This window comes from Streptosporangium saharense (genome assembly GCF_014203715.1).
GTDB lineage: Bacteria > Actinomycetota > Actinomycetes > Streptosporangiales > Streptosporangiaceae > Streptosporangium > Streptosporangium saharense.
Window position 1 is genome coordinate 79,652 of the sequence record NZ_JACHJP010000015.1, and the last position, 10,398, is coordinate 90,049.

The window sequence follows — 10,398 nt, forward strand, 5'->3', positions numbered from 1 at the left end:
ATCTCACGCGGCACCCCGGACGCGGCACCGTAGCTTTACCTATGTCGTCTCTGACATAACGGGCGCCACCTCGACCAGGTTGTCGTGGTAGACGGCACCCTGGCCCAGGTCGGCGTCGCGCTCCTCGACCACCGCGTTGACCGTCGAGCCCCCCGGGCTCAGCTTGCCCCAGTGCCCCTTCGTCGAGGCCACGACGCCGGGCCGTACCCGATCGTCGATCTCGACCACGGCCTCGAAGCCCCCGAAGGCGTTGAACACCCGGGCCCGCTGCCCGTCGCGCAGCCCCCTCGGCTCGGCGTCGTCGGGGTGAACCACCACCCGGGGGCCCTTGGAACGGCGCAGCAGCTCGGGGTTGTTGCCGAAGGTCGTGTTGAGGAAGGTGTGCGACGCGGGCGTGACCAGCGCCAGGGGATAGGGACCACCGGCGGCCGTACGCGGCGGGACGTAGGCGGGCCCCGAACCGAACTCCAGCCTCCCCGAGGCCGTGGGAAAACCCTCGGTGAACGGGACGAAAGGCCGTGGCACGTTGAGCCTGACCCAGCCCTCCTTGCGCAGCCGGTCCACCGTGATCCCGTCGAGGGAGGGATGACCGGAGGCGAGCAACTGCTCGGCCAGTTCGAGGTCGGAGTCGTACAGCGACGGCTCGGTGAGCCCCATGTGCCTGGCCAGGCGGCGGAACGTCTCCGTGGTCGACAGGCACTCGCCGGGCGGCTCGACCGCAGGTTCGTTCCACATCAGGTACATGTGCCCGTAGCCCGCGTGCAGGTCGGTGTGCTCGATCTGCATGGTCGCCGGGAGCACGATGTCGGCGTAGTCCACGGTGTCGGTCGGGAACTGCTCCATCACGACCGTGAACAGGTCCTCACGCGCCAGCCGTTCGCGGACCCGGTTCTGGTCGGGGGTCGAGCCGAGCGGGTTGGCGGCGTAGACCCACAGGCACTTCACCGACTCGTCGAGCCCCTCGGCCAGCCGGGTCATCGTGAGCCGCCTGACCGGCCCGGGGAGCAGGTCGTCGCGGGTGTCGATGTTCAGGTGGACGTGACCGCTGGTCGAGTAGGCGACCCCGCCGCCGGGATGGCGCCAGTCGCCCGTCACCGCGGGGATGGCCGCGATGGCGCGCATCGCCGTACCCCCGCCCGCGTGCCGCTGGACGCCCATCGTGGCCCTGATGCCGGTCGGGCGGGTGTGCGCGAGCCGTACGCCCAGGGAGCGGATGTCCGCCTCGGGCAGGCCGGTGATCTCCGCGACGCGGGCGGGTGGGTAACGCAGGATCTCGGTGCGGAGGTCCGCCCAGCCGTTGGTGTGCTCGGCGAGGAAGGCGTCGTCCTGGGTGCCCTCGGACAGCACCACGTTCAGTAGCCCCAGGGCGAGGGCGGCGTCCGTACCCGGCCTGATCGGCAGGTGGACGTCTGCCTGCTCGGCGGTCCTGGTGCGGATCGGGTCGATCGCCACGATGTGGGCCCCGGCCGCCCGCGCCTCCTGGATGAACCGCCACAGATGGTGACCGCTGGTGAGGGTGTTCGTGCCCCACAGCAGGATGAGCCGCGACAGGGCGAACGTCTCGGGGTCCATCCCCCCGGGGGTGCCGTTGGCCAGCCGCAGACCGGCGTTGCCGGCGGTCGAGCAGATGTTCAGGAAGTGCCGGGAGGCGCCCAGGACGTTCCAGAACCTCCGGCCCGCGACCCCCTCTGACCCCTGGATGTGGCCCAGCGTCCCGGTGCCGAGGTAGGGCCAGATCGCCTCGCCGCCGTGCTCGTCCACGATCGCGCGCAGCCGTACGGAGATCTCGTCGAGGGCCTCGTCCCAGGTGATCCGTTCGAAACGGCCGCTGCCCTTGGGGCCGACGCGACGCAGGGGATACAGGATGCGGTCGGGCGCCGCGGCGTGTTCGAGGTAGCGGTTGACCTTCACGCAGAGCGCGCCGCGCGTGTAGGGGTGCTCGGGGTTGCCGCGCATCCCGGTCGCCCGGCCGTCTTTGACGGTCACCACCCACGAGCAGGTGTCCGGGCAGTCCAGCGGACAGGCCCCCAGGACACGCAGCTCCCCCCGCTCACGCAGTGCCATGCCCAGACTCTAGTCAGGGGGGTACGGCTCGCGGGCCGTACCCCCATGTAACGCACGTAACGGTCAGACCGTCACCGCAGCGCGGCGTCCTCCCAGGCGGGAAGCACGGCCATCCTGCGCGGAGCGGCGGTCGCGGCCGGGGCGGTGGAACCCCCCGGCAGGACCGGGCTGTAGGCGTAGACCGCCACGGCCGTCGCGATGGCGCCGGTGTTCACCGCGAGCGCCCGCTCGTTGACGTTGGCCAGGGTGTCGCAGGCCTGGTGGTAGCACCGGTCGTAGGCGACCCCGGCCTGGCCGCCGAACGTGACGGCCTCCTCCGCGCTCTTGACCCCCTCGGCGCCGGTGAACAGGCCACCGGCCGGGATGCCCACCGCGATGAAGGGCCCGTAGTCGGACCGCCCGGTGAAGTCGGTCCCCTTGTACGGCTGGCCGAGCGTGGCGTAGTACGTCTCGAACAGCTTCTCGATCTTGTCGGAGCCCTCGGGACCCGCGCCCGCGCCGACGTGGTCGGAGTCGTCGCCGTCGTAGATGCCGTAGACGTGGTTCGGCGAGGCGATCATGTCGAAGTTGAGGTACAGCTTGATCTTCGACCGCTCCCGCTGGGACAGGGAGGTCACGTAGTGCTGGGAGCCGAGCAGCCCGAGCTCCTCCGCGCCCCAGAAGGCGAACCTGAGCCTGTTCCTGGTCGGCGCCGCGTTGGCCTGCAGGGCGGTCTCCAGTACGGCGGCGGCGCCCGAGCCGTTGTCGTTGACGCCGGGGCCCTCAAGCACGCTGTCCAGGTGGCTGCCGAGCATGACGACCCTGCCGGGGTCGCCCCAGCGGCTCTCCGCGATCACGTTGCGGGTCTTCCTGTGCGGGTCGCTCTCCGCGGTGACGGCGAGCGTGGCCCGTGATCCCGGCTTGGCCAGCTCCTGGCCGACGGCGAAGGTGGTGCCGACGACGGGGATGTGGGTGGTCGCGTCGCCGAGCGAGCCGTTCAGCGGCCCCCGCCGGTCGGCGGTGCCCGTGCCCGCCTGGCCCTCGTTGAAGATGATCACGCCGGAGGCGCCCGCCGCCTCCGCGAGCTCGGCCTTGACCCGGAAACCGCACGTGCCGCGCTGCAGCAGCGCGATGTTGCCCCGGACGAACCCCACGTAGTCGGCCGCCTCACAGCCGGAGGTCGAGCTGGGCTCGGCGCTCGGCGGCAGCACCACGTCCACGGGCTGCACGGCGGCCGTGACGTTCCCCGAACCGGAGTAGGTCATGGGCCTGAAGTCCGTCTCCGGCGTGTAGGACCGCGCGGTCGGCGACACCAGGGCGAGCGTGGGCGTGCCGATGACGCGGAAGAACGGGAAGTCGAACTCCTGCAGCGTCACCCTGTAGCCCGCGGCCCGCAGCTTGCCCGCCACGTACTCGGCCGAGGCGTCGTATCCGGGGGTCCCGGCGGCGCGGGTGCCGCCGTTGGCGACGGCGATCTGCTGGAACCTCTCCAGGTGCCGCTTCACGGCGAGCACGTCCACGGGAAGCGACCTGGCGCCCTTGGCGGGAACGGGGGTCGGCGAGACCACGGCGGTCGCCGGGACGCCGGGCAGCGTCACGGCCGAGACTGTGGTGATCGCGGCCAGCAGGCCCTTGTACGCGCGTGCGCGCATGCGCAACTCCTCATGTCCTCGTGGTGAATCTGATGAATCTGACGAGAGTGAAGCGGGGAACCCCTGTGATCAAATGTCCTGGTTGACTAGATTTGACAATCAGAGTCAGATCGATGGGCGGAGTGCTCCCCGGCGTCACTCGACGGTCACGGTGTCACTGACGTAACGGCACCCGGCCGTGCGCCGTCACACATCGCGCCACGGGCCGCCATTCCGCACCCGACCCCGGCGCCACGCGGTCGCCGGAAGTGGCTAGGGTCGGGTGCGAAGGAAGAAACGGGGCGGCGGCGAGCGGGCTGCGACGCATGATGATCAGCTTTTCAGGCCGGTGCCCGCCCGGCCACCAACGCCGCATTCCAGCAGGTCAATTCTCAATCTCGGATAGGTACGCGATGTTCGCGACATCGGTCTCCTCCGGGCTGACGCTCCCGGCGAACCAGGCGTCCAGGATCTCCCCGAGCAACGGCGTCGAGGTGAGCCTGAGGCTCAGCGCCAGCACGTTGGCGTCGTTCCAGCGTCTGGCCCCCTCGGCGGTCGCCGCGTCCACGCACAGGGCGGCCCGCACACCCCGCACCTTGTTGGCCGCGATCGACGCCCCGGTGCCGGTCCAGCAGCACACGACCGCCTGGTCGGCCACCCCGGAGACGACGTCAAGCGCGGCCCGCGAACAGCACCACGCCCAGTCGGCCCGGTCGTCGGCGACGGCACCGTACGCGGTCACCGTGTGTCCTCTCGCCTCTATCTCCGACACCAGGATCGGGGCCACCCCGTCAAGGCTGTCCGAGGCCAATGAGATACGCATGACTCCGATTGTGGACACTGGAAGAGAAGATCGGTGACGCACCTGTAATGCGGAACGTGCAGAATCGCTGGCGGTGACGGAAATCAGAGAGCGCGGAGAAGGGGCGCACGTCGAAGGCGAGGAGCCGGAGACGGAGCGTGATTCCGCCGTGCTCGTCGTCGAACCGCTCCTGCCGCAGCGCATCCGCCGGCCGTCCGATCTGCTGCGCTTCCTGGCGACCCTGCTGGGGCTCGTGGCCGTCGTCCTGCTCGCCCTCGTGGCGAAGAAGACTCTCACCGGTCTCGAAGGCGACGTCATCGACGGGACGAACCGGGCGCCGTTCCTCCTCAGCGGCCTGGTCGGCGTGCTCAGCGGCGCCGCCATGCTGGGCGTGCCGACCGCCTACGCCATCGAACGCGTCCTGCACCGCGACGGCCTGCGGGTCGCCGAGGGGCTCTTCGCCGCCATCGCGGGCATGGTCCTGTCCTTCGCCCTCGGCGAGTGGATCGTCGGCGCAGGGCCCGAGGACCTGTGGCTCCTGCTGACCGGGGGAAGACAGGGGGTCGAGCCGCTCAACACGCTGCTGACCTCGGTCATCGCCTACGTCACCGCGGTGCGCATCTCCCGCAGACCCACCTGGCGGGCGGCCCTGTGGAGCGCCGTGGCGCTCAACGCCATCGCCCTCTTCGCCGCGACCGCGGCCACCATCCTCGGCATCGTCGTCTCCATCCTGGTCGGACTCGCCGTCGGCTACGCCACGCTGTACGGCATCGGCAGCCCCAACACCAGGCCCCCGGGCAGCACGATCGTCGCCACCCTCGCCAAACTCGGCTTCGCCCCCGTCAGGGCGCACCGCCTCGACGACGACCACCAGAGCAGCAGGCGCTACGCCGTCGGCCTCAAGAACGGCACCCGCCTCGACGTCACCGTCCTCGACCGCGACCGCCAGGTCGCCGGGGTGCTCTACCGCATCTGGCGCCGCATCAGGCTCAACACCGAGACCCGCCGCAGGGCCATCCGGTCCCTGCGCGCCGAGCTGGAACGCGAGGCCCTGATGGCCTACGCCACCCAGGCCGCGGGTGCCAGCATCCCCAGGCTCATCGGCACCAGCGAGATCGGCACCGAGGCCGCGCTGCTCGCCTACGAGCACATCGAGACCCGGCCCCTCGACGACATCCCCGACGAGGAGATCGACGACAACCTCCTCGCCCAGATCTGGGAGCAGGTCCTGCTCCTGCAGGTCCAGCGGCTCGCCCACCGGCGCCTGACCGGCGACAGCATCCACGTCGACAACGAGGGCAGGGTCGTCCTCATGGACGCCCGCAGCGGCGAGATCGCCGCCGGAGACCTCCTGCTCCGCCTCGACATCGCCCAACTGCTCACCTACCTCAGCCTCCGCGTCGGCGCGGAGCGCGCGGTCGCCGCGGGAGCCGCCGTCGCGGGCCCCGACACGCTGGCCGGCGCCCTGCCGCTGCTGCAGCGCATCGCGCTCACCCGTGAGACCAGGGCCGCGCTCACCAGGAACAAGGAGCTGCTGACCGCGATCCGCGAACGGATCGTCGCCCTCGAACCCCAGGTCGAGGCCGACGAGGTCCGCCTTGAGCGCTTCCGCCCGAGGACCCTCATCACGATCATCGCCAGCGCCTTCGCCGCCTACTTCCTCGTCTACTACCTGACGCAGATCAACCTCAACATGATCACCTCCGCCAAGTGGGGGTGGACCGGGGTCGCCTTCGTCGCGGCGATGATGAGCTACGTCGCCGCCGCGCTGATGCTGCGGGGCTTCGTGCCGGAACGGCTGCCGCTCGGCCGTACCGTCCTGGTGCAGTTCGCGGGCTCCTTCGTGAAGCTGGTCGCGCCCGCCGCGGTGAGCGGCGTCGCCATCAACACCCGCTACCTGCAAAAACGCGGCATCCCACCGGGACAGGCCGTCGCCAGCGTCGGGGCCTCCCAGCTCATCGGCCTGGCCTCACACATCACGCTGCTCCTGCTGTTCGCCTACATCACCGGGTCGAGCGCGGCCACCTCGTTCACTCCGTCGCGCACGCTGGTGTTCGTCCTGCTCGCCGTCGCGGTCGCGGTCCTGTTCATCGTGAGCGTCCCGCGCCTGCGCAGGATGGTCAGCGTACGGCTGCGCGCTCTGTTCTCCGGCGTCATCCCCCGCCTGCTTGACGTGCTCCAGTCACCCCGGAAGATCATCGAGGGCTGCTCCGGCACCCTGCTGCTGACGATCTTCTTCGTGGTCTGCCTCGACGCCTCGGTGCGGGCCTTCGGCGGCTCGCTCAGCTTCGCGGCCGTGGCCATCGTCTTCCTCGCGGGCAACGCCATCGGCTCGGCGGCGCCGACCCCGGGCGGACTCGGCGCCGTCGAGGCGTCCCTGTCCGTCGGGCTGACCCTCTCCGGCCTGCCCGGCGAGGTCGCCACCTCGGCCGTGCTGCTGTTCCGGCTGCTGACCTTCTGGCTGCCCGTGCTCCCCGGGTGGGCCTCGTTCACCTACCTGCAGCGACACGAGGCCCTGTAGCCCCCTCAGGTCTCGCTGGAACGGGCCCAGCGGTTGACGCCCGACTCCACCGCGTGCCCGTCGATCGCCGCGAGCTCCTCCTCGGTGAACGACAGGTTCTCCACAGCCCGCACGTTGTCCTCAAGCTGCCTGACGCTGCTCGCGCCGACCAGCACCGAGGTGACACGCCGGTCGCGCAGCGCCCACGCCAGGGCCATCTGCGCCAGCGACTGCCCGCGCGAGACCGCGATCCCGTGCAGTGTGCGGATACGCCGCATGGTCTCCTCGGTCAGCATCTCCGGGGTGAGGAAACGCCGCTGCGAGGCCCGCGACCCCTCGGGGACACCGCCGAAATAGCGATCGGTCAGCATGCCCTGCGCCAGCGGGGAGAACGCGATGCAGCCGACCCCCTCCCGTTCCAGGACGTCCAGCAGCCCGTCCTCGATCCACCGGTTGAGCATCGAGTACGACGGCTGGTGGATCAGCAGCGGAGTGCCCATCTCCCGCAGGATCCGCGCCGCCCGCTCCGTCTGCTCGGGGGAGTAGGACGAGATGCCCGCGTACAGCGCCTTCCCCGACCTCACGGCCTGGTCGAGCGCGCCCATCGTCTCCTCAAGCGGAGTCTCCGGGTCGAACCTGTGGCTGTAGAAGACGTCGACGTAGTCGAGCCCCATCCGCCCCAGCGACCTGTCCAGGCTGGACAACAGATACTTACGCGACCCCCACTCCCCGTAGGGGCCGGGCCACATGTCGTATCCAGCCTTGGTCGAGATGACCAGCTCGTCGCGGTAGCGGGAGAAGTCCTCCCTGAGGTGCCTGCCGAAGTTGGCCTCCGCGGCACCGTACGGCGGGCCGTAGTTGTTGGCCAGGTCGAAGTGGGTCACCCCCAGGTCGAACGCCCGCCGCAGGATGGCCCGCTGGGTCCCGAAAGGCTTGTCATCGCCGAAGTTGTGCCAGAGCCCCAGCGAGACCGCGGGCAGCCTCAACCCACTCCGCCCCACCCTGTTGTACGGCTGCCGCCCGTCGTAGCGCTCCGGATCGGCCACGTAGGTCATCGCTCGACCTTGGCCGTGTCCAGGATCCACGCCAGGACGAAGGCCTCCTCCCGCCAGGAGTCGTACCGGCCGCTGCGACCGCCGTGCCCGGCCTCCATCTCCGTCTTGAGCAGGAAGGGACCGCCCTTGCCCACCTCGCGCAGCCTCGCGATCCACTTGGCGGGCTCGTGGTAGTAGACGCGGGTGTCGTTGAGGCTGGTGATCGCCAGGATCGGGGGATAGATCTGCCCGCTCACGTTCTCGTACGGCGTGTACGACTTCATGTACTCGTACACCTCGGCGTTGTGCAGCGGGTCGCCCCACTCGTCCCACTCGATGATGGTCAACGGCAACGACGGGTCGAGGATCGTGTTCAACGCGTCCACGAACGGCACCTCGGCCACCACACCCGCGAACGTCTCCGGCGACAGGTTGGCGATCGCGCCCATGAGCAGCCCGCCCGCGGAACCGCCCCTGGCGATGATCGAGCTCGACCAGTTCTCCGCGGCGAGATGCTTGGCCGCGGCGACGAAGTCGGTGAAGGTGTTCTTCTTCTGCTGGAACTTGCCGTCCTCGTACCAGTGACGGCCCATCTCACCGCCACCCCTGATGTGCGCGACGGCGAAGACGAACCCCCTGTCCAGCAGGCTGAGCCTGGCCACGGAGAACGACGGGTCGATCGAGATCTCGTAGCTGCCGTAGCCGTACAGCACGGTCGGGGCGGGTCGCTCGACGCCCTTCCTGGCCACGATCGAGATGGGGACCCGGGTGCCGTCCTCGGCCGTCGCCCACTCACGGAACTGCTCGTAGTCGGCCGGGTCGTACCCCCCGAGCACGGTCTTGCGCTTCAACAGGATCAGCTCACGCGCCCGCAGGTCATAGTCGTAGACCGACGGCGGAGTGATCATGCTGGTGTAGCCGAGCCGCAGCCGTTCGGTGACGAACTCCGGGTTCCCCGAGGGCGCCACGTCGTAGATCGGCTCAGGAAAGCTGATCTCGTACGGCTCCGCCCCCTCGGGCAGGACGCGGATGCCGGTCAGGCCGTCACGACGCAGGTGCACGACCGTGTATCCCTGGAACGCCTCGACGTTCAGCAGCCGGGTGTCGGCGCGGTGCTCGATCAGCGGGGTCCAGTCGGCGGGGGCGTCGAGCGGCGCGGTCGCCAGCTCGAAGTTCTCCGCGTTCTGGTTGTGCAGGATCAGGAAGTGGTCTCCCGCGTGGTCGAGGCCGTACTCGACACCGGTCTCCCTGGGCCTGACGAGACGGAACTCGCCGGTCGGGTCGTCGGCCTCCAGGATGCGGACCTCACTGGTGATCTTGCTGCCCGCGGAGAGCACGAGGTAGCGCTCGCTGCGGGTGAGGCCGACGCCGATCCAGAACCGCTCGTCGTCCTCCTGGTGGACGACCACGTCGTCCTCGGTCGAGGTGCCGATCATGTGCCGGTGGACCCGGTTGGGCCGCCAGGCGTCGTCGACGGTCGTGTAGAAGAACGCCCTGCCGTCCGCCGACCAGGCGCCGCCGTAGAAGATGCCGCTGACCTCGTCGTCGAGCAGCTCGCCCGTGGTGAGGTCCTTCACGCGCAGGGTGAAGCGCTCGTCGCCGGTGAAGTTGACCGAGTAGGCCAGCAGGGTCCCGTCGGGGCTGACCGCGCTGGTGCCCATGGAGAAGAAGTCGTTGTCCCCGGCCAGCTCGTTGCCGTCGAGCAGCACCTGCTCACCGGGCAGCGGCTCGCCCGCCTTCAGCTCGGGAGGAGCGTCGCCGTCCGCGGCGACCCGGCACTGGATGCCGTACTGCTTGCCCTCCTCTGTCCTGGAGTAGTACCACCAGCCCTTCTTCCTGGTGGGGACGGACAGGTCCGTCTCCAGCGTCCGGCCCTTGATCTCCTGGAAGATCGTTTCCTGGAGTTCTTCGAGGTGCGAGGTCGCCTGCCGGGTGTAGGCGTTCTCCGCTTCGAGGTAGGCGATCGTCTCGGGGTCGTCCTTGACCGTCAGCCACGCGTAGTCGTCGACCACGGTGTCCCCGTGGTGCACGCGCTCGCTGGGAACCTTCTTCGCCGTAGGCGGTGTCTGGCTGCTCACCCCGTCGAGTCTATGTTTTCCGTGCCCGCCGTCCCGGATCTCGCGCCTCGTCCTTCGGTGTTACGTCCCGAGCGGTCCGTGGGGGCTGCTAATGTTCTGGCGTCGGCAAGGTTCGGCACAAACCACTCCACTCACTCCGGTGATCCGGTGTGGCTTGTTCTGTGTCTGCTGACAATCCTTCAAGTTCGCAGCGCCACTCAGGTGCTGGTAAGTTTGAAGGGTTGCTCCGGAGACGGAGTGGTCTGAATTCCCTTCAGGCAGGCTTGGACGAATCAAATGGATCCGGTCGGATCGGTTTGACACGAAAAAG

6 protein-coding genes are annotated in these 10,398 nt (G+C 69.5%); 1 reads left to right on the forward strand and 5 read right to left on the reverse strand.

The features are described from left to right. Nucleotides 1-39: 39 nt before the first annotated feature. From FHS44_RS38475 to FHS44_RS38485, 3 genes are all read right to left on the reverse strand, one after another. Nucleotides 40-2,064: a molybdopterin-containing oxidoreductase family protein gene (locus FHS44_RS38475; RefSeq protein WP_184725221.1), complete on the reverse strand. Its 2,025-nt coding sequence runs from the start codon at nt 2,062-2,064 to the stop codon at nt 40-42. Nucleotides 2,065-2,135: 71 nt separating this feature from the next. Beyond that, nucleotides 2,136-3,695, reverse strand: coding sequence for a M28 family metallopeptidase (locus tag FHS44_RS38480; RefSeq protein WP_184725223.1), 1,560 nt, complete (start codon nt 3,693-3,695; stop codon nt 2,136-2,138). Between the two features lie 364 nt (nt 3,696-4,059). Continuing rightward, on the reverse strand, nt 4,060-4,497 hold the full coding sequence (locus FHS44_RS38485) for an RpiB/LacA/LacB family sugar-phosphate isomerase (protein WP_184725225.1): 438 nt from the start codon (nt 4,495-4,497) through the stop codon (nt 4,060-4,062). A gap of 73 nt (nt 4,498-4,570) precedes the next feature. On the opposite strand from FHS44_RS38485, the gene FHS44_RS38490 reads away from it, so the two are divergent. After that, entirely contained in the window at nt 4,571-6,997 is a 2,427-nt protein-coding gene (locus tag FHS44_RS38490) for a lysylphosphatidylglycerol synthase transmembrane domain-containing protein (protein ID WP_312863993.1), read from the forward strand. A 5-nt stretch (nt 6,998-7,002) separates the two neighbouring features. On the opposite strand, the gene mgrA is transcribed toward FHS44_RS38490, so the two are convergent. Then, nucleotides 7,003-8,031, reverse strand: a complete 1,029-nt coding sequence (mgrA, locus tag FHS44_RS38495) for an L-glyceraldehyde 3-phosphate reductase (protein WP_184725227.1) — start codon at nt 8,029-8,031, stop codon at nt 7,003-7,005. Next, nucleotides 8,028-10,088: a S9 family peptidase gene (locus FHS44_RS42625; protein WP_184725229.1), complete on the reverse strand. Its 2,061-nt coding sequence runs from the start codon at nt 10,086-10,088 to the stop codon at nt 8,028-8,030. The genes mgrA and FHS44_RS42625 overlap by 4 nt, the downstream gene beginning before the upstream one ends. Nucleotides 10,089-10,398: the final 310 nt, after the last annotated feature.